At 62.6% G+C, this 20,235-nt stretch carries 18 protein-coding genes; 14 read left to right on the forward strand and 4 right to left on the reverse strand.

Translation table 11 applies throughout. From position 1 onward, the window contains the following. Positions 1–295 precede the first annotated feature (295 nt). From SMD27_RS17990 to SMD27_RS18010, 5 genes are all read left to right on the forward strand, one after another. Positions 296–868, forward strand: a complete 573-nt coding sequence (locus SMD27_RS17990; RefSeq protein ID WP_320509813.1) for an SRPBCC domain-containing protein — start codon at positions 296–298, stop codon at positions 866–868. Between the two features lie 997 nt (positions 869–1,865). Continuing rightward, positions 1,866–3,233, forward strand: coding sequence for an L-lactate MFS transporter (locus SMD27_RS17995; RefSeq protein ID WP_320509814.1), 1,368 nt, complete (start codon positions 1,866–1,868; stop codon positions 3,231–3,233). 14 nt (positions 3,234–3,247) lie between these two features. Then, the gene (locus tag SMD27_RS18000) at positions 3,248–3,373 is read left to right on the forward strand and encodes an MFS transporter small subunit (protein ID WP_320509815.1); all 126 of its coding nucleotides are present in this window, start codon (positions 3,248–3,250) and stop codon (positions 3,371–3,373) included. A gap of 194 nt (positions 3,374–3,567) precedes the next feature. After that, complete coding sequence (locus SMD27_RS18005) at positions 3,568–4,986, forward strand: sigma-54-dependent transcriptional regulator (RefSeq protein ID WP_320509816.1); 1,419 nt, start codon at positions 3,568–3,570, stop codon at positions 4,984–4,986. A 20-nt stretch (positions 4,987–5,006) separates the two neighbouring features. Then, positions 5,007–7,112, forward strand: a complete 2,106-nt coding sequence (locus tag SMD27_RS18010) for a sensor histidine kinase (RefSeq protein WP_320509817.1) — start codon at positions 5,007–5,009, stop codon at positions 7,110–7,112. 193 nt (positions 7,113–7,305) lie between these two features. On the opposite strand, the gene SMD27_RS18015 is transcribed toward SMD27_RS18010, so the two are convergent. Beyond that, the gene (locus SMD27_RS18015; RefSeq protein ID WP_320509818.1) at positions 7,306–7,500 is read right to left on the reverse strand and encodes a hypothetical protein; all 195 of its coding nucleotides are present in this window, start codon (positions 7,498–7,500) and stop codon (positions 7,306–7,308) included. A gap of 165 nt (positions 7,501–7,665) precedes the next feature. On the opposite strand from SMD27_RS18015, the gene SMD27_RS18020 reads away from it, so the two are divergent. After that, positions 7,666–8,085 (forward strand): VOC family protein, encoded by a 420-nt coding sequence (locus SMD27_RS18020; RefSeq protein ID WP_320509819.1) that lies wholly within the window; start codon positions 7,666–7,668, stop codon positions 8,083–8,085. Positions 8,086–8,342: 257 nt separating this feature from the next. After that, on the forward strand, positions 8,343–8,825 hold the full coding sequence (locus SMD27_RS18025; protein ID WP_320509820.1) for a VOC family protein: 483 nt from the start codon (positions 8,343–8,345) through the stop codon (positions 8,823–8,825). On the opposite strand, the gene SMD27_RS18030 is transcribed toward SMD27_RS18025, so the two are convergent. Continuing rightward, on the reverse strand, positions 8,813–10,396 hold the full coding sequence (locus SMD27_RS18030; RefSeq protein WP_320509821.1) for a DHA2 family efflux MFS transporter permease subunit: 1,584 nt from the start codon (positions 10,394–10,396) through the stop codon (positions 8,813–8,815). The genes SMD27_RS18025 and SMD27_RS18030 overlap by 13 nt on opposite strands. A 1-nt stretch (position 10,397) precedes the next feature. Next, a complete protein-coding gene (locus SMD27_RS18035; protein WP_320509822.1) occupies positions 10,398–11,666 on the reverse strand; it encodes an HlyD family secretion protein in 1,269 nt (422 codons plus the stop codon). A gap of 214 nt (positions 11,667–11,880) precedes the next feature. Between SMD27_RS18035 and SMD27_RS18040 the strand changes: the two genes are divergently transcribed. From SMD27_RS18040 to SMD27_RS18055, 4 genes are all read left to right on the forward strand, one after another. Further along, on the forward strand, positions 11,881–12,435 hold the full coding sequence (locus SMD27_RS18040) for an RrF2 family transcriptional regulator (RefSeq protein ID WP_320509823.1): 555 nt from the start codon (positions 11,881–11,883) through the stop codon (positions 12,433–12,435). Positions 12,436–12,607: 172 nt separating this feature from the next. Further along, positions 12,608–13,816 carry an NAD(P)/FAD-dependent oxidoreductase gene (locus SMD27_RS18045; RefSeq protein ID WP_320509824.1) on the forward strand — a complete coding sequence of 403 codons (1,209 nt, stop codon included), beginning with the start codon at positions 12,608–12,610 and terminating at the stop codon, positions 13,814–13,816. A 134-nt stretch (positions 13,817–13,950) separates the two neighbouring features. Then, positions 13,951–14,208 carry a hypothetical protein gene (locus SMD27_RS18050; RefSeq protein WP_320509825.1) on the forward strand — a complete coding sequence of 86 codons (258 nt, stop codon included), beginning with the start codon at positions 13,951–13,953 and terminating at the stop codon, positions 14,206–14,208. 204 nt (positions 14,209–14,412) lie between these two features. Then, positions 14,413–15,213 (forward strand): SDR family NAD(P)-dependent oxidoreductase, encoded by an 801-nt coding sequence (locus SMD27_RS18055; RefSeq protein WP_320509826.1) that lies wholly within the window; start codon positions 14,413–14,415, stop codon positions 15,211–15,213. Positions 15,214–15,963: 750 nt separating this feature from the next. Here the strand turns inward: SMD27_RS18055 and SMD27_RS18060 are convergent. Then, positions 15,964–16,812, reverse strand: a complete 849-nt coding sequence (locus SMD27_RS18060) for an alpha/beta hydrolase (RefSeq protein ID WP_320509827.1) — start codon at positions 16,810–16,812, stop codon at positions 15,964–15,966. A gap of 114 nt (positions 16,813–16,926) precedes the next feature. Between SMD27_RS18060 and SMD27_RS18065 the strand changes: the two genes are divergently transcribed. From SMD27_RS18065 to SMD27_RS18075, 3 genes are all read left to right on the forward strand, one after another. After that, on the forward strand, positions 16,927–17,994 hold the full coding sequence (locus SMD27_RS18065) for a GlxA family transcriptional regulator (RefSeq protein ID WP_320509828.1): 1,068 nt from the start codon (positions 16,927–16,929) through the stop codon (positions 17,992–17,994). 201 nt (positions 17,995–18,195) lie between these two features. Further along, entirely contained in the window at positions 18,196–19,500 is a 1,305-nt protein-coding gene (locus SMD27_RS18070; RefSeq protein ID WP_320509829.1) for a M24 family metallopeptidase, read from the forward strand. Further along, positions 19,497–20,195 carry an isochorismatase family protein gene (locus tag SMD27_RS18075; RefSeq protein ID WP_320509830.1) on the forward strand — a complete coding sequence of 233 codons (699 nt, stop codon included), beginning with the start codon at positions 19,497–19,499 and terminating at the stop codon, positions 20,193–20,195. The genes SMD27_RS18070 and SMD27_RS18075 overlap by 4 nt, the downstream gene beginning before the upstream one ends. Positions 20,196–20,235: the final 40 nt, after the last annotated feature.

Here is a 20,235-nt window from a genome sequence, read left to right on the forward strand (position 1 = left end):
TCATCGTCATCTCTGGCCAGCCGAGGCCGCGCCACGGCCGCGCTGCTGTCCGCTTGATGAGATCCCCCAACACGACGATATAATCTTTGATGATATTGCACCGCGCCGGAGGGTAGATCGTCCGTGACTTGATCTAGCCTGCGGCCAATACAACCGATGCATCGCCGCAGGCCGACTTTATGATCACGTTGGCTTGAACAGAGGTTGATGCGGGGCGCGATGCGGTAAAACTGGAGAGATAAAGAGCCGGCGAAAGTGACGCCGGGAAAACAGGTGCTGGGACAGGAGACCCCATATGACAGAACCACCGAAAGACATGACGGCCACCAGTATCCCGACAAGCCGTGTCCCGCCGGTCGGTGTCGCGCCCACCGGTATCCCGGCGAGCCGTGGCTCGGTCAGCACTGTCTCCAAGGTCATTCGCGCCAGTGCCGAGCAGCTCTACGATGCTTTCATCACGCCCTCGGCCCTGGTGGACTGGCTGCCGCCCGGCGAGATGACCGCCGCGATACACCTCTTCGATGCGCGGGTTGGCGGCGGATATCGGATGTCGCTCTATCATCCGCCTGCCGAGAGGACGGCGGAAGGGCAATCACCGCGCGGCAAGACTTGCGAGCACGAAGATGTGGTGACGGTGCGTTTCGCCGTGCTGGCGCGTCCGCGCCGTATCGTCGAGAAGGTGATCTTCCACAGCGACGATCCCGCCTTCGCGGGCGAGATGACACTGACCATCACCTTCGACAAGGCGCCGGGCGGTACGCTGGTCACGCTCCTGTTCGAAAACATGCCGCCAGGCCTGCGCCCGGAAGACAATGAGGCCGGTTCGCGCCAGTCGCTGGAACAATTGGCGCATTGGATCGAGGGGTAGGCAGCGCGGGGAGCGCGTGACATTCATCAACCGCCACCATGGACTCTCGGGTCAAGCCCGAGGGTGGCAAGCGGGGTGGCTGCCGGTTGCGAGTTCGGTTGATGTATAACGCCGGATCATGACATCGCAATACGTCAGCAAGGAACAAGGTTGTCACCCTCGGACTTGATCCGAGGGCCCGTGCTAACCGCTGCGCTCGGCCTCACCCAGGGACCCTCGGGTCACAAGCGGGGTGGCTGCCGGTTGCGAGTTCGGTTGATGTATAACGCCGGATCATGACATCGCAATACGTCAGCAAGGAACAAGGTTGTCACCCTCGGACTTGACCCGAGGGTCCATGTTAACCGCTGCGCTCGGCCTCACCCAGGGACCGTCGGGTCACAAGCGGGGTGGCTGCCGGTTGCGAGCTCGGTTGATGTATAACGCCGGATCATGACATCGCAATACGTCAGCAACGAACAAGGTTGTCACCCTCGGACTTGATCCGAGGGCCCGTGCTAACCGCTGCGCTCGGCCTCACCTGCCGGTCACAGAATCGCACCGGGCCGGGAGAAGGGTCGATCACAAGCGCATCACGCCCAGGATGATGCCGCACTGCATCATGAACGAGGCCTCGTTGCGTCATTTTGTCCAGGCGGCGGTGCCGCCTCCTTGGCGATTGGGACATTCTGTCTGAGACCAAGCGAAGCGATCTGGCTAACCGCTTGATCCTCCATCTGCGGAACTTTCTGGCATCGATATTGCCGCATAGGGAACTCGCGGTGTGCGCCGCGTCAAGAACGAAACAGTCCACAGGACGTTGTGCGGGGATTATGCCGATCAGCGATAGGGAATAGCGACCGGGCAGGCCGGGCAGCGCGCTGCGTTCGCCGGAGCAATGACCGCCGCACCGCATCGAGCCAGGCTGTCCGTCAGAAGGCAGTGCAATGGCCATGAAAAGCCGACCCGTCACGAGAAAAAGACCGGAAAGAAAGTGGGACAGGAGAACCGACAAGCCATGACATCCAATGCACCTTTCCTATCGCGCGAGCGGATCGTCGCGCCGATGAACTATAATCGCTGGCTGGTGCCACCCGCGGCGCTCTGCGTGCATCTCTGCATCGGCCAAGCCTATGCTTTCAGCGTGTTCAACCTGCCGATGACCAAGCTCATCGGCATTTCTCAATCCGCGCCGGAAGACTGGACGCTGACGGCCCTTGGCTGGATCTTCAGCATTGCCATCGTCTTCCTCGGCCTCTCGGCGGCTTTCGCCGGGTCATGGCTCGATCGCGTCGGCCCGCGCAAGGCGATGCTGCTTGCCGCGTCGTTCTTCGGCGGCGGCTTCATCATCTCGGCGCTGGGCGTCTGGGCGCATCAGCTTTGGGTCGTTTACCTCGGCTATGGCGTGCTCGGCGGCTGCGGCCTTGGCATCGGCTATATCTCGCCGGTAAAAACGCTGATCACCTGGTTCCCGGATCGCCCCGGCATGGCGACCGGCATGGCCATCATGGGCTTCGGCGGCGGCGCCTTCATCGCCTCGCCGCTCTCGGTCTTCCTGATGCAGCATTTCTCCAGCGCGACCCATGTCGGCGTCGCCGAGACCTTCGTCGCGCTCGGTGTCATCTATTTTGTCTTCATGTCGATCGGCGCGCTCATCGTGCGCGTCCCGGCGCCAAACTGGAAACCGGCCGGCTATGTCCCGCCCTCCCAGCAGAAGAAGCTGATCACCGACCAGGTGGTGCATGTGGACGAGGCGCTGAAGACGCCGCAATTCTACCTGCTGTGGTGGGTGCTGTGCCTGAACGTGACGGCGGGTATCGGCGTGCTGGGCCAGGCTTCGGCGATGAGCCAGGAGATGTTCCAGGGCCGCATCACGCCGGTGGCGGCGGCTGGCTTCGTCGGCCTGCTCAGCCTGTTCAACATGCTGGGCCGGTTCTTCTGGGCTTCGACCTCCGACATCATCGGACGCAAGAACACCTATTACTGCTTCTTCCTGCTCGGTCTCGTGCTTTATGCGCTGGTGCCGACCACGGCGCAAATGGGCAGTATCGGCCTCTTCGTCGCCTGCTATGCAATCATCCTCAGCATGTATGGCGGCGGCTTCGCCACCATCCCGGCCTATCTGCGCGACATTTTCGGCGTGCAATATGTCGGCGCCATTCATGGCCGCTTGCTGACCGCCTGGTCGGCGGCGGGCGTGCTGGGCCCGGTGCTGGTGAATTACATCCGCCAGTACCAGATCGATCACGGCGTCGCCAAGGCGGATGCCTATACGGTCACCATGTATATCATGGCCGGCCTGCTCTTCATCGGCTTCCTGTGCAATCTGGCGGTGAAGGCGGTGCATGAACGGCATTACCTGAAACTGCAGAACCAGCCGGCGTAAGGGAGGGCGAGAGGATGTCGAACGAAGAGGAAAGCGGCAGGCATGGCGTGCAACTGGTGGTGACCTGGTTATTGGTCGGCATCCCGCTGCTCTGGGGTGTCCTGCAGACGCTGCAGAACGCCTGGAAACTTTTCGAATAACTAAGGCCGATCATTCGGACGGATAATCCCAGGGGAATGGGCGGTGGCGCGCACGAATGCCGCCGCCCTTTTTTCTTGCTGCAATGATGTCTTTGCAGCCGCCCGCGACGCCCCTTGCAGCCAGCGCGCCGGCCATGCTTCTATGAAAGAAACCCGATCAATTGAATAGCCGGTCAATGAATGGAGCCGACAGCATGCCTCCTGCACCGCTGCTTGAACGTGCGGATGCGGCCCCCGATACCTCCTTCGGCCCATGGCTGAAAGAGGCCGCGATCCTGGTGGTGGATGACGAACCCGGCATGCGCAATTTCCTGGTCAAGACCTTGTCCAGCCGATGCCGCCGGGTGGAAGTGGCCACCAATGCCGAGGAAGCGGCGCGCTGGCTGGAGAACAGCCATTTCGACGTCATCATCCTTGACAATGTCATGGCGGGGAAATCCGGTCTTGCCTGGCTGGAGGAATTGCGCGGCGGCGGGCATTTCATCGAGGTGATCCTGATCACCGCCTTCGCCGATCTCGATACCGCGATCCAGGCCTTGCGCGCCGGGGCCGCGGATTTCGTGCTGAAGCCGTTCCGCGTCAACCAGATCCTCACCGCCATCGCCCGCTGCCTCGACCGCTCGCGGCTGCATCGCGAGAATTTCGTGCTGAAGCGGCAATTGCAGGCAATGCCTGAGAATGACCGCGCCAATCATGAGTTGATCGGGGTTTCGCCGGGCATCCGCCAGGCGCGCGAGGTGATCGCCCGCGCCGCGCCCCTGCCGACCACGGTGTTGATCACCGGCGAATCCGGCACCGGCAAGGAACTGGCGGCGCGCTCGCTGCATGCGCTCTCCGGCCGCGCCGATAAGCCCTTCGTGCCGGTCAATTGCGCCGCCATCGCGCCGGAAGTGATCGAGAGCGAATTGTTCGGCCATCTTAAAGGCGCCTTTACCGGTGCGGCCTCTTCGCGCGAGGGGCTGTTCTTCTATGCCCAGGGCGGGACGCTCTTCCTAGATGAAGTAGGCGAGCTTCCCTATGCGCTGCAATCGAAACTCTTGCGCGCCATCGAGGAAAAGAAAGTGCGGCCGGTCGGGGCGGAGCGGGAGATCCCGGTCGATGTGCGCCTGGTCGCCGCCACCAACGGCGATCTGCCCCAGGCGGTCTCCGCCGGTCTGTTCCGCCAGGATCTTTATTACCGCCTCAGCGTGCTGCATCTCCACCTGCCGCCCTTGCGCCAGCGGCGCGAGGATGTGGCGCCGCTGGCCCGCCTGCTGATGCAGCGCATCTCCGCGCAGCTCGGCGTGGCCCCGATGGAGCTGGATGAGAATGTGCTCGCCGAACTCGAAGCCTATGACTGGCCGGGCAATGTGCGGGAATTGCGCAATGTCATCGAGCGCTCGCTGATCCTCGGCAGCTTCCCGGATGATATCGTAACGGGCGATGTGGCCGCCGGCCGGAGCAATGGTGACAGCGCAGTCATCAATGCCAATCCCGATGCGCTGGAGGCGATTGAGAAGGCGCATATGCTGAAGGTCCTGGAAGCGAGCGGCGGCAACCGCTCGGAAGCGGCGCGGCGCCTCGGCATTTCGCGCAAGACGCTGGACCGCAAATGCGCTGCCTGGAATGTCTGATCTTCCGGAACATTTGAACCGTGGATAGGGCCGATAGCAATCCGGCAATCGCCCCCACGATCAAAGCAGCGCAATCGCAAAGCGGGACGGCGAAACAGGATAATGTAGCGGCGAAGGAAAAGCGCGGCGTCTCGGTCCGCGTGCGACTGCTCGCCATCGCCTTGCTGCCGACGGTGATCGTGCTGCCGGCACTGATCGCCTTCGCGCTCTATTGGTGGACCCTGCAATTCGACCAGGTGCTGAGCGCCAAGGTGAATGGCGATCTCACCACCGCTCGGCAATATCTCAACCGCATCATGGAGCGGGATGACGAAACTCTCAGCGCCATCAGCCAGTCGGCGGCCTTCGCCGCTTTGGTGAAGGGCGGATCGCGCAGCGCCATCGAGACCTTCCTCGAAGCGCGTCGCCAGCAGCTTCATCTCGATTTCCTTTATATGATTGATGAGCATGGGACGCTGCTTGCCGCGGCGCCGCGCCAGGCGAGGTCGAGCAATCCGATCCGCTGGCCGGTCGTGGCCGCCGCCTTGGCGGGGCAGACGACGACGCGGATCGATCTCTTCAAGGCGGAGGATCTTGCGGAACTCTCGCCGACTTTGTCGACGCGGGCGCGGATCGATCTGGTGCCGACGCCGGCAGCGGCACCCACCGATCGCAAGGTGGAGACGCGCGGCCTGGTGGTGCATTCCGGCACCTCGATCGACCTTGCCAATGGCGGGGCGGGCGCGCTGATCGGTGGCGAGCTGCTCAACCAGAATCTCGATTTCATCGATACGATCAACGACCTGGTCTACAAGGCGGCGAGCCTGCCGGCCGGCAGCCAGGGCACCGCGACCCTGTTCCTGGACGATGTGCGGGTCAGCACCAATGTGCGGCTGTTCGAAGGCCGCCGGGCTTTGGGCACGCGCGTCTCCAATATCGTGCGCGAGACGGTGCTGGGCCAGGGGAAGACCTGGCTCGACCGCGCGTTCGTCGTCAATGACTGGTATATCTCGGCCTATGAGCCGATCCTCGACAGCCATGACAAGCGCATCGGCATGCTCTATGTCGGTTTCCTCGACAAGCCGTTCCGGGAGATGAAGTACCGCACCGTGATGGTGACGGTAGGCCTGCTCGCCCTGGTGACGCTGATCACCATGCCGATCTTCCTGCGCTGGATCGCCCGCATCTTCCGGCCGCTGGAGCGGATGAACGACACGATCTCCCGCGTCGATGGCGGCGATCTCGGGGCGCGGACCGGGGCGGTGGTCAATAGCGACGAGATCGGCCGCGTCGCCCGGCATCTCGATTCACTGCTCGACCGCCTGCAGGAGCGTGACCGGGAACTCCGCGACTGGGCGCAGGTGCTGGATGAGCGCGTGATCGAACGCACAAGCGAATTGCAGGAGGCCAATCAGCGTCTCGAGGCGACCCAGCAGCAATTGGTGATCTCGGAAAAGCTGGCGGCGATCGGCGAAATCACCGCCGGTGTGGCCCATGAGATCAACAATCCCATCGCCGTCATCCAGGGCAATCTCGATGTCGCGCGCGAATTGCTGGGGCGTGAGGCGGAGGCGGTCAAAACCGAATTCACCCTGATCGACCAGCAGGTGCACCGCATCAGCCTGATCGTCACCAAGCTCCTGCAATTCGCCAAGCCCGCGGAATTCGCCGGCTATTTCGACCGCATCGCCCCGGCCGATGTGCTGACCGATTGCCTGGTGCTGATCCAGCATCTGCTGAACAAGGCCGATATCGCGGTGCGGCGCGACGACCGCGCCATCGGCACGGTGTCGATGAACCGCACCGAATTGCAGCAGGTGATCGTCAACCTCCTGGTCAATGCGGTCCATGCTATGCCGGAAGGCGGCACGCTCACCCTGCGCTCCGAGGACCGCGCGGAAAACAGCGTCGAGGGTGTCGATATCATCATCGCCGATACCGGCATCGGCATCGTCCCGGAACACCTCACCCGCGTCTTCGACGCCTTCTTTACCTCGAAGCCGCAACAGGGAACGGGCCTCGGCCTTTCCATCAGCTATGCCCTGGTGACACGGGCCGGCGGCCATATGTCGGTCAAAAGCGAACTCGGCCAGGGCGCGGAGTTCACGCTTTGGCTGCCCAGTGCGAGTGAGGCGGATGAGGAGTGATGTATTTCGGACTCAGGTCAGTTGCAACCATGGACCCTCGGATCAAGTCCGAGGGTGACAAGCGGGGGCTGGTGGACATTGTGCGATCGAATTCGTGCGATTGAATTCTGCGGCCATGGCCTGGCCCATCCCGGAATCCCAGCCGGTGATGCGGGCGAGCTCCTTGTCGAGTTCACCGATCTGTGGCCTCTCGCTATGAAACAGCCGGTTTCAATTCGCTCTTCAGCCAGCCCGGCCGGCGCACGTCGAAAGCGTCATAGGAGTCGAGGTCGCTGTTGACCGGTTCGATCTCGAGGACGATTTTCAGCGTATTGACGCTGCCGGCGGGCGGCTCCGGAATGTCATCGAATTGAAGCTCTTCGATCCCGTGAAACAAAGCGGTTTTCATCTACTGTCTCCGTTTCGATCGGATAGATGAACGAAAACAGGCGCAAGCGGGGCAAGTTCCCGGCAATCTGGGGCCGGTCCAGCCATGCACGCCGGTTCCAGCTTTCAATCCGAGGGCGTCTTGTGCCAGGATGCTTGCCAAAATAGCAGCACTGCGAGGGAAGCCATGTCGAAGACGATTTTTGTCAATCTGCCGGTCACGGATGTGAAGCGGTCCACGGCTTTTTACCAGGCGATCGGGGCCAGTAAGAACGAGCAGTTCTCCGACGACACGGGCTCCTGCATGGTCTTCTCCGACACGATCCACGCCATGCTGCTCAGCCATGACAAATACCGGATGTTCACGTCGAAGAAGATCGCCGATGCGAAGGCGAGCAGCGCGGTGCTGATCTGCGTGTCGGCGGAAAGTCGCGACGAGGTCGATGCGACCGTCGAGAAAGCCGCGACAGCCGGCGGCAAGGCCGATCCGGGACCGAAGCAGGATTACGGTTTCATGTATGGCCGCAGCTTCGAGGACCCCGATGGCCATCATTGGGAAATCATGTGGATGGATATCGCCGCCGCCCAGAAGGCGATGGAGAAGTAGGGTTCGCGGCGGTGCAGTCTCTCATCGCGAGGCGTTGATGCCGCCTGTCATTGCAGGGCGCGACTGCGGCTCTCGCTTGTCACCCTCGGGCTTGACCCGAGGGTCCACGGGAGATAGCGAACGCGGCTGTTGCCATGGACCCTCGGGTCAAGTCCGAGGGTAACACGTGAGTTTGTGAGCGGCGTCGTGCGATAGCCGGTGACATTCGACTTAACGAGAAAAGCGTTCAATGAGCGCCACTACCGGAGGAGAAAAGCATGTCCAAGATTGCGACCTGTCTGTGGTTCGACACGCAAGGGGAGGAGGCGGCGAAGTTTTATGTCGATACCTTCCGGGCCTGCGGCCAGGACGCCTCTCTCGGCGACTACCTTTATTATGACGAGAACTCGCCGAAGAAGCAGGGCAGTGTGCTGACGGTCAATTTCACTTTGGCGGGATCGGATTACATCGCGCTGAATGGCGGGCCGGAATTCAAGTTCTCGCCGGCGGTGTCGTTGATGGTGAAATGCAAGGACCAGGCGGAGATCGACCGCTTCTGGGACCGGCTGATCGAGGGCGGCGGGCCGATCGAATGCGGCTGGCTGACCGACCGGTTCGGCTTTGCCTGGCAAATCGCCCCGGCGGAGATCTTCGATATGCTGCGCGATCCCGATAAGGCGCGCGCCTCGCGGGTCATGCAGGCGATGATGAAGATGGTGAAGATCGACCTTCCCACCTTGCGGAAAGCCTATGAGGGGTGACCCTTGCCGAGCGTCTTGTTGCTCATGAAGGTGAGGGCGACGACGATGCCGGCGATGGCGATCAGGCTCAAGGACCAGAAGACATCGATATAAGCGAGCAGCGCGACCTGCTTTGCCAGCAATTGGCCGATCCAATCGGTGATGCGCTGCGAGGTATCGGCGGCGGATGACGCCTTGCTGCCGAAGAACTGTTCCGCCTGCCGCACCGTCTCCTGATATTGCGGGCTGGATGGATAGACATGTTCGATCAGGCGGCTTTGATGGAACTGCTCGCGCTGGGCCAGCATGGTTTGCGCCAGCGAGACGCCGAGGCTGCCGCCGAGATTACGCGCGACATTGATCAGCGCGGAAGCCTGGTTGGTCTTCTCGCGCGGCAGGCCTTCATAAGAGGCGGTGGTGATCGGAATGAAGACGAAGGGCAGGCCGATCGCCAGGAAGACACGGGCCCAGGCCGCATAGGACCAGGTGAGATCGCCGTTGAGGCCGGTGACATACCACATCGCGCCGGCGACAACGGCCATGCCGCCGGCAATCGCATATTTCGGCGGCACGATATTGACCGACCGGCCGGCGAGGGGCATCAGCATCATGGTGACGAAGCCGCCCGGCGACAGCGCCGTCCCGGCCAAGGTCGCGGTATAGCCGAATTGCTCCTGCAGCATCTGCGGCAGGAACTGGGTGGTGGCGATCAGGATCGCGCCGGTGCAGAGCATGACGACGAAGCAGGAGCCGAAATTGCGGTTGCCGAGCAGGCGGAGATCGACGATCGGCTCCTTGCGCGTCAGCTCCCAGGGAATGAGCAGCAGCAGGGAGATTGCCGAGACCACGGCGAAACCGAGGATATAGGTTGAGTCGAACCAGTCGTTGCGCTGTCCCTCGTCCAGCACCACTTCCAGACAGCCGAGGCCAAGGGCAACCAGGAGAAAGCCGATATAATCGACCGACAGGCCGTTCTGCCGCAGCTTCTTCCGCTCCGCCGCCGTCGAGGCCGGTTCATGCACCAGGCTGTTCACCAGGAGCAGGGAGAGGATGCCCATCGGCACATTGATCAGGAAGACCCAGTGCCAGGTATAGTTATCGGTGATCCAGCCGCCCAGCGTCGGGCCGATGACCGGCGCCACGACGACGGCGATGCCGTAGATCGCGAAAGCGCGGCCGCGCTGTTCCGGCGGGAAGGCATCGGCCGGGATCGCCTGTTCGCTGGGCGCCATGCCGCCGCCGCCCAATCCCTGGAAGACGCGGAAGGCGACCAGAGCCGGCAGGCTCCAGGCGAGGCCGCAAAGCAGGGAGCTGATGGTGAAAAGCGCGACGCAGATCATATAGAAGCGCTTGCGGCCGATCACGGTGGCGAGCCAGCCGCTGATCGACAGAACGATGGCATTGGCGACCAGATAGCTGGTGATCACCCAAGTCGCCTGATCGATGCCTGCCGCCAATCCGCCGGCGATATGGCGCAAGGCGACATTGGCGATGGTGGTGTCCAGCACCTCCATGAAGGTGGCGATGGAGACGACGACGGCGATCAGCCAGGGATTGCTGCTGCCGCCGAGATCGCCGCCTTTCACCACCATGCTATCTCACCCGCACGCTGGGGACGACCGAGAGGCCGGGGCCGAGGACGAGATCCTTCGGCACGTTCTCAAGCGAGATCTTCACCGGCACGCGCTGCACCACCTTGACGAAATTGCCGGTGGCATTTTCCGCCGGCAGCAGGCTGAAAGCGGTGCCGGAACCGTGCTGGATGCTGAGCACGCGGCCGTGGAAATCGGTATCGGGATAGGCGTCGATCTCGATATCGACCGGCTGGCCGGGTCGCATATCGGTGATCTGGGTTTCCTTGAAATTCGCCGTCACCCAGATATTGTCCGGCACGAACATCATGACGCTCTGGCCGACCTGCACATATTGGCCCTTGGCGGCGGAGAGGCGCACGACATGGCCGGCTTGCGCGGCGGTCACGGTTGCGTAGTCGAGGTTGAGGCGCGCCTGGTCGCGCTGCGCTTGCGCCTGCTGAAGCTGCGCTTCGGCGGTGCCGCGCTGCGCCTGGAGCGAGCCGACCTGCTTCTGTGCCGCGATGACCGCTGCCTGGGTGCGGTTGAGATTGGCCTCCTGCTGGCGCAGATCGGATGTCGCCTGCTGCGCCCGCTGCACGCTGCCGGTGCCGCGCGCCGCCAGTTGCTGATAGCGATCGGCATCGGCGGCGGCGAAATCGCGCGCGGCCTGCGCCTGTTTCACTTCCGATTCCGTCTGATCGACCTGCGCCAGCTGCGCGCTGATCTGGGCATCGACATTGGCGATGCTGGCCTGCGCCGCCGCGACCTGCGCCTCGGCCTGGTTCAAGGCAACCTGGAAGTCCTTCGGATCGATGCGCAGCAATACGTCGCCGGCATTGACATGCTGATCGTCGGTCACCGGCACATCGGAAATATAGCCTTGCACCTTCGGAGCGATGGCGAATTGCCGCGCATCGATGAAGGCATCGTCGGTATTCTCGAAATGCCGCGCATGCAGCCACCAGATGACCACACCGATCAGCGCGATGATCAAGAGAACGGCAATCAGGATTGAGACACGCGGATGTGATTTCGCCGCCTGCCACAGGCCGCGCTTTTCTTTCTTCTTGCTGTCTCCCTTGGTTGTGTTTTGCTGGCGGCCACCATCTTTCGCGCGGCCCTCATCGCGGCCCTCATCGCGGGCCTCTTCGCGCCCCGGCGTTTCTTCCTGTGTCTCTTCAGGCGCAGTCCGGTTCGGCTGCGTCTCGCCGGTATCGGGCGCGGAGGAGGGTGGCTGCTCGGTTGGGGACATGAAACGGAAATCCGGATCGCCTGGCGGGAAATGCATGACGGCAACGACCTGCCATCGCCATTAACCACCGAACCCGACAAGTGTTCCGCTATCCCCAGGACCGCTCGATACGGCGAGTTTGACCGCAAAACTTACCAGAGCGACCCAGATCACAACGATGCCGCGCGGGACCGGTTTTTTCTGAAAGCCCTTGCATTGGGTAACTCGGACTAATATAGTCTTAGTTATGAAGACGAGGTAGTGAGCTGACATGGCGCATTTCGGAAACAGCGTGGAATACGGGCTGCATTGCCTGCTCTGGCTGGTGGGGTTGGATGCGGAACCGACCAGCAGCCGCGATCTGGCGGAGTTGCAGGGAATCTCCCCGTCTTTCCTGGCCAAGATATTCCCCAAGCTGGAGAAAGCCGGGATCGTCGTGGCCTCGGAAGGGGTGCGCGGCGGCTATCGGCTGGCGCGGCCGGCAAGCGAGATCAGCTTCCTCGACGTGGTCGATGCGATCGAGGGCAAGAAGCCGATCTTCGACTGCCAGAATATTCGCGGACGCTGCGCCGTCTTTGACGACAAGCCGCCGAAATGGGCGATGGACGGCACCTGTGCCATTCACGCCGTCATGCTGCGCGCGGAGAGGAGCATGCGTGAGGAATTGGCGAGCACCAGCCTTGCCGATGTGGCCGAGACCTTCGGCCGCAAGGCGCCGGCCAGTTTCGGCGTCGATGTAGCGGACTGGCTGAGCGGCCGGATGCAAGCACGGTCGGAGGCGCGCACTGAAGCAACCACCAAGAAGCGGCGGGGAAGCGATGGCTGATCATCCGCGGGCGGATCGTCGGATTTAACGGCGTAACATTCTAATCGCCTAGATCACCGCCTAGACCACCGGCTCGCACCTAAGCGTGCCGCAACACCCGAATTTTGCCTCGTATAAGGCCGGCGCATCCCGCGTTCGGCCAACGAAGAAGCTCAACCTGAGGAGAAGTCACATGACACAGCGTATCCTGATCATCGGCGCCGGTTTTGCCGGCATGTGGAGTGCCCTGAGTGCGGCGCGCCTGCTGGACCAGGCCAAGAAGGAAGGGGCGGTGGAGATCGCGCTGATTGCCCCGGAGCCGGTGCTGCATGTGCGCCCGCGTCTGTATGAAATCAACCCGACCGCCATGCAGGCGCCGCTGGATGACGTGTTCAATGCGGTCGGCGTCAACTATATCCAGGGCAGCGTCCAGCATATTCGCCCGGAAAAGCATGAAGTCGAAGCGACCGGCCCGGATGGCAAGAGCTTCACCCTCTCTTACGACCGCCTGGTCCTGGCGACCGGCAGCAAGCTGGTCGAACCGCCGATCCCGGGCCTCAAGGAATACAGCTTCAACGTCGATACGCTGGCGAGCGCCGGTAAACTGGAACAGCATCTTGCCGCGCTGAAGAAGCTGCCGGACTCGCCGGCCCGCAACACGGTGGTGGTCGGCGGCGGCGGCTTCACCGGCATCGAGACGGCGACGGAAATGCCGGCGCGCCTGCGGGCGATCCTCGGCGACAAGGCTGATGTGAAGGTGATCATTGTCGAGCGCAACAGCGAGATCGGCCCGGATCTCGGGCCCGGCCCGCGTCCGGAAATCATGGAAGCGATCAATGAGCTGGGCATCGAATGGCGCGTCAATGCAGCCGTGGCGGCGCTCGATGCCGATGGCGTCACGCTTTCGACCGGCGAGCATATCCCCTCGAAGACGGTGATCTGGACGGCCGGCGTGAAAGCCAGCCCGCTGACTGCGCAGATCGACGCCCAGCGCGACAATTTCGGCCGCCTGCATGTGACGCCTGAATTGCAGGTCAAGGGCGTGCCGACCATCTTCGCGACCGGCGACACGGCTTATGCCGCAACGGACGATATCGGCAACCACGCGGTGATGTCCTGCCAGCATGCGATCAGCCTTGGCCGCCATGCCGGACATAACGCCGCTGCCGATCTGATCGGTCATCCGACGAAGCCCTATAGCCAGCCGAAATACGTGACCTGTCTCGATCTCGGCGCCTGGGGTGCGGTCTTCACCGAAGGCTGGCACCGCGAGGTGAAGCTGCGCCGCATGGAGGCGAAGACGCTGAAGCAGCAGATCAACGGCGAGTGGATCTACCCGCCGCGCGCCGACCGGGCGGAAATCTTCGCGGCTGCCGATCCGGCCAATCTCGTGGTGGCGTAAGGACGAGGGCCTCACGGCCTTCAATCAGGGGCCGGTTCTCGATCAGGGAACCGGCACCCGCTCCGGCAGAAGGAATCGAACCAGCAAGCAGGCGGAGGCGGTGCGATCGCTTCCACGGTGAACTTGAGGATGCGATGACCCGATCATGGGCCGGCGCGACACCGGTTTCCGTCACCGACATCGTCGATTGGCTTTCCAGTCGCGGCGCTTTGCTCGATCGCGCCGAGACGCGGCCGATCGGCCGGCGCAAGCTCAAGGGTTTTACCGAGCGGATCGAGCTTCATGCCTTGCGCCGCCTGGAGGCGGAGAAGCCGGGAGAACAGATTGACGAAGGCTTCCTGACGCGCGCGGACATTCTCCTCATCGATCCGGCCAATCTCGCAGTGGCGTGACCCCCCAATCGCGCCATTGCATGGCCGCCGGTCTTCTCTCGTCTCTTGCCGGGAGGATCGGCGGCTGCTGCATTGTGAAACGGGCGAAATGTGATCCAAACGTCCACAAGATGAGCGGAAGAATCAAAACGACCGTGGCGCCGCGCATAGGCAGTGCGCAAAAGCCTATGATAGGCTCGGCGAAACCACTGAAAGGATGTCCTCATGAAAATCGATCTTACCGGCAAGACAGCTATCGTCACCGGCTCCACCGCCGGCATCGGCTTCGCCGTCGCGCAAGGATTGGCGGAAGCGGGTGCGACTGTGGTGGTCAATGGCCGCAAGCAGGACGCCGTTGACAAGACGATCGCTGCCTTGAGCAAGAACGTCTCCGACGCCGGTAAGCGCCTGCGCGGTGTCGCCGCCGATCTCGGCACCGCTGCCGGCTGCGAGGCTTTGGTGAAGGCCGAGCCCAAGGCGGATATCCTGGTCAACAATATGGGCATTTTCCAATTGCAGGATTTCTTCGAGATCCCCGATGAAGAATGGACCCGCTTCTTCGATATCAATGTGATGTCGGGCGTGCGCCTGTCGCGGGCTTACGCACCGGGCATGGTGGAGAAGAAATGGGGCCGCATCGTTTTCATCTCCTCGGAATCCGCGCTGAACATTCCGGCCGATATGATTCATTACGGCCTCACCAAGACAGCGAATCTCTCGGTCTCGCGCGGTCTTGCAAAGCGCCTGGCCGGAACCGGCGTGACGGTGAATGCCGTGCTGCCCGGGCCGACCTTGACGGAAGGTGTCGCCGAGATGGTGAAGGACGACGCCAAGAAGGCCGGCCAGTCGATCGAAGAGGCGGCGGATGCCTTCGTCAAGGAACACCGCGCCAGCTCGATCATCCAGCGCGCCGCCACGGTGGAGGAGGTCGCCAATCTCGTCGTCTATACCTGCTCGCCGCAGGCCTCGGCGACGACCGGTGCGGCGCTGCGCGTGGATGGCGGGGTGCTTGATACGATTGCTTGACGATGGCGAGGCCGGCCAACAGCGCGTCTGCCTCAACCATGGACCCTCGGGTCAAGCCCGAGGGTGACGCGCGGGGGATGGTGGGCGTTGTGCGGGCTCGTTGGTGGTGATGCCGGTCATCGCACAGCGCTAACACCAAACTGGATCGTCACCCTCGGACTTGATCCGAGGGTCCATCGGGGCGACTGATGAACGTTGCCTGTGCAGTGGGTGTCGTCACTCCCTACATCACGCGCGGCTTCTGCCATGGACCCTCGGGTCAAGCCCGAGGGTGACAACCTTGCTTGTTGTTTGCGCGGTGCGATGAACATCAATACTGTTGCCGGTCATTGCACGCAGTTGATGCCGCTCTCACTTGTCACCCTCGGACTTGATCCGAGGGTCCATCGGGACGACTGATGAACGTTGCCTGTGCAGTGGGTGTCGTCGCATCTGGCATCGTGCTCGACTTCTGCCATGGACCCTCGGGTCAAGCCCGAGGGTGACAACCTTGTTTGTTGTTTGCGCCGTGCGATGAACATCAACACTGTTGCCGGTCATTGCACGCAGTTGATGCCGCTCTCACTTGTCACCCTCGGACTTGATCCGAGGGTCCATCGGCGCGACTGATGAACGTTGCCCGCCTTGCGCGGCGGGTGTCGTCGCATCTGGCATCACGCCCGGCTTCTGCCATGGACCCTCGGGTCAAGACCGAGGGTGAGGAGCGGGGGGCTGGTCGGCATTGTGCGAACTCGTTGAGGCGAGTTTTGCCTATTCTCGCATCAAGCCGCCGAGCCAGTCGGTGGCTTTTTGCAGTTCCTGCATCGCGACCTGGCTTTTGCCGGTCGCCTTGAAGAAGCCGTGGTCCTGGCCTTCGACGGTGACGAAGCGGTTGGCGGGGTTGGTGGGCAGCGCGCGAAACAACATCGCGGAATCGTCGAAAACCGCGTCGAGCGATGCGGCGAGGACATAGGCGGGCTCGGTGATTTCGGCAGCGAAGGCCGGCGGGAAGACGAGGCCGGTTTGCGCCGGATCGCCGAGGCGGCGATACATGATGGCGAGGGTTTCGGCATCGAGGCCGTTTTCCGCCGTGCCATAACGGGCGATGCTGGCGCTGTCCGTGAGGCCGTAGCCGCCATAGAGTAGGACCAGGCCTTGCACGCGCCGCCGATGGTCCGCCGGGAGGCCGCGCAAACCCCAGAGTGCCACGCAGGCGCCGGCACTGTCGCCGGCCAGCACGAGATCGCCGGCACCAGGGAGGGTGGCCGCCAGCTCGCAGGCGGCGATCGCATCGTCGCGTTGGGCGGGGAAGTGATGTTCGGGGGCGAGGCGGTAGCGCGCAGAGAGAACGCGCAACCCGCTCATCTTCGCCAGCCAGGCGGTCACGCAGCGATGGCTCTCGGGACTGCCGGCGAGAAAGCCGCCGCCATGAAAATAAACGATGACAGCCGCGCGCACGCCGCCAGATGGGGTGAAGAGCAGGCCGCCCTGGAATGCGCCTTGCGGCTGTAGCGCCGTCTCGGCCACATCGGGCGGCAGCGGGCCGGCCTGGATGATGGCGTCCCGGGCGTGATGGGCACGCAGCAGATTGGGGTCGGAATGGGCCCAGGAAGCGGTCACGGCAAGCCTCCCTGTCGATGCTGGATGAGTTGACGTCGTTGCTGGGCCAGGGGAATTATCAGACTTCGGCAGGGTGGGCAATGACGGCAGGGCCAGCTGCGGACAGGAGTTGATTTGGCACAGAAGGCACCATCGCGGCCGGGATCGACACGGGACGTATCGACACGGGACGTATCGACACGGGGCACATCGTCGCGCCAGGCAGCATCGCCGGAAGGCGCGAAGGCGGAAGCCGCGCCGGCAGCGCCCATCACTTTCGCGGTGATGATTTTCGATGCCTTTCCGATGATGGCCTTTAGTTCGGTGATCGAGCCGTTGCGCGCCGTGAACATCCTGTCTCGGCGGCAATGCTATCGCTGGATCACGGTCGGCATGTCGCCGGGCAAGCTCAAGGCCTCCAACGGCGTTTCCATCGAACCCGATTTCGGCGTGCGCGACGCGCCGATGGTGGATCGCATCGTCGTCTGTTCGGGCGGCAATGCCGATCACCTGATCGCCGATTCCGCCTTGGCCTGGATCCGGCGCAACCTGCGCGCGGGGGCAAGGCTGGGCGCCGTCGCCGATGCCTCCTTCCTGCTGGCCCGCGCGGGGCTGCTGGACGGCTATGCCTGCACCTTGCATTGGACCAGCCAGCCGGCCTTCATGGAGGCCTTCCCGGAAATCGATCTGCGGCGCGATCTCTATGTGATCGACCGCAACCGCTTCACCTCGGCCGGCGGGGTCGGCAGCCTCGACATGATGCTGGATATCATCACCGAAGATTGCGGCGCGGAACTGGCGGCCGGCGTCGCCGAATGGTTCGTGCACAGCCCGCTGCGCTCAAGCGTCGATCGCAAGATGATGCCGCTGCGCCTGCGCACCGGCATCCGCAACGAACTCGTCCTTTCGGCGATCGCGGTGATGGAGGAGGTGGTGGAGGAGAGGCTGCGCATGACGGATCTCACCCTGCGGCTCGGCGTCTCGGCCGACAAGCTGGAACGCGCCTTCCGCGACGAGGTTGGCATGTCGCCCAGCGCCTATTACCGCCGGCTGCGCTTGCGCCGGGCCGCCGATCTGCTGGCCCATTCCAGCCTCTCCGTGCGCGATGTGGCTTTGGCCTGCGGCTTCGAAAGCATGTCGAGCTTCGCCAGGGCCTTCAAGGAATTCAAGGGCCGCTCGCCCACGGATATGCGCCGCGCCTGACCGCTTATGCGAGTCGCGACCCATTGGCATGGTTTTAGCGGCCGTCGTCAGATTCCTTAAAGGGCCGCGCCTCGTTCCGCTTCCCTCAAATGCGCGACAAATCCGATTTTGCGGAATCCTGCACGGTATTTGCGGATCGCCGCATGAATCCTGTCACCGCATCGTCGCATCTTAAGCGCACCGCGAGGGAGGATTTCAAGAATGAGCGTTGTAGTTTTCGATCCGGAAAAGGCCGCCAATGTCGATTTTGCCAACCGCATGCGCCATCCGGTGGCAGCGGACCCGGCCGGGGGTATGTGGATTTCCGATACCGAACCTTCTTACATCGATGCCGACAAGCTGCGGCATGGCCGGTTGAAGAAGCTGCGCGACTGGATGGCCAAGGCCGGCTATGGCGCGATCATTCTGTTCGACCCCTATAACCAACGTTACGCGACCGGCTCGCGCAACATGTTCGGCTATTTCCTGCGCAACTCGACCCGCTATTTCTTCATCCCGACCGAAGGTCCGGTGATCCTCTTCGAATACCCGCAGAGTTATCACGTCTCGCTGGTGCTCGACACGGTGGATGAGGCGCGGCCCTCGAAGCTGGTCTGGTCCTCGGTCTCGAACCGCGACGATGAGAGCGCCGGCGCCTTCGCCGACGAGATCACCGAGCTTTTGAAGAAGCATGGCGGCGGCTCGATGAAGATCGGCCTCGACCGCTGTGCCCATCTCCATGCCATTGCGCTGCAAAAGCGCGGCTGCGAGGTGAAGGATTGCCAGGGCGAGATCCTCGCCGTGCGCGCGATCAAGACCGATGAAGAGGTCAAGTGCCTGCAGGTCTCGATGGCCGGCGCCGAAGCGGCGGTCGCCGCGGTGCGCGAGGCGATCAAGCCGGGTGTCTCGGAAAACGAGCTCTTCGCCACGATGTACCATGAAGTGATCCGCCAGGGCGGCGAGTTCATCGAGACCCGCCTGCTGAGCTCTGGCCAGCGCACCAATCCCTGGTTCAATGAGGCGAGCGGGCGCAAGGTGCGGCCGGGCGAGATCGTCGCCCTTGATACCGATATGATCGGCTGCTATGGCTATTTCTCCGATTTCTCGCGCAGCTTCCGCTGCGGCCCGGGGAAGCCCACCGATTACCAGAAGATGCTTTATCGTATGGCCTATGATCAGGTGCAGCATAATATCGGCATCGTGAAGCCGGGCATGCAGTTCCGCGAAATCGCCGAAAAGGCCTGGAAGATTCCCGATCGCTTCGTCGAACAGCGTTATACCTCGGTGATGCATGGCGTCGGCATGCATGGCGAGACGCCGTTCATCGCCCATGCCATCGATTACGCCACCTATGGCAAGGATGGCGTGCTGATGCCAGGCATGGTGGTGAGCGTCGAAAGCTATATCGGCGAAAAGCATGGCCGCGAGGGCGTGAAGCTGGAAGACGAAATCCTGATTACCGAGACGGGCTGCGAAGTTTTGTCGCGCTTCCCCTATGAAGACGAATTGCTGGGGATGCAGGTATGAGAGGGGACCTGTCGGTCCCCACCGACCAGGCAGCTTTGCTCTGTATCGATCTGCAGGAAGAGCATCGACTGGATAAACGATATCTGGTGGCCGGTTTCGACCAGATCATCGGCAATGTCCGGCAATTGCAGCAGGTCGCCCGCTTCAGCGGCGTGACCGTGCTGCATGCTGCCTATATCGTCGAGTCCGGCAGTGGGGCTTCGGGCGGCGCGAAGATGCGCCGCTTCCATCCGGTGATGCCGGATGGAAGTTCGGCTTTCAGCGACAGCCGCAATCCGCTTTCGGCGATCTGCAAGGAAGTGGCGCCGGTCGGCGAGGAGCTGGTCTTCGTGAAATCCGAAGCGAGCGCGCTCCGCAAGGGCAGGCTGGCTGACGATCTCAAGCGGCGCGACATCGACTGGCTGTTCATCTGCGGTGTCTGGACCGAGGCCTGCATCGATGCGACGGTCAAGGATGCTGTCGATCTCGGCTTCCATGTCGTGCTGATCAAGGATGCTTGCGGCAGCGGCAATGAAACCATGCATCAGACCGGCATCCTCAATCTCGCCAACCGGCTCTATGGCGGCGCGGTGACGACGACGGCTGGTGCCTGCCGCATGATGGCTGGAGAAAAAGTCGATAGCTGGATGGTTGAGGGATCGGTGCCAATTCGCTACACCTACGAAACTGCGGCGAGCATATACGACGCGCTTTGACGCGACGGTGCTTGCCCTCAGCGAAATTGAGAGGCCGAGC

This window comes from Dongia soli (assembly GCF_034044715.1).
Classification (GTDB): domain Bacteria; phylum Pseudomonadota; class Alphaproteobacteria; order Dongiales; family Dongiaceae; genus Dongia_B; species Dongia_B soli.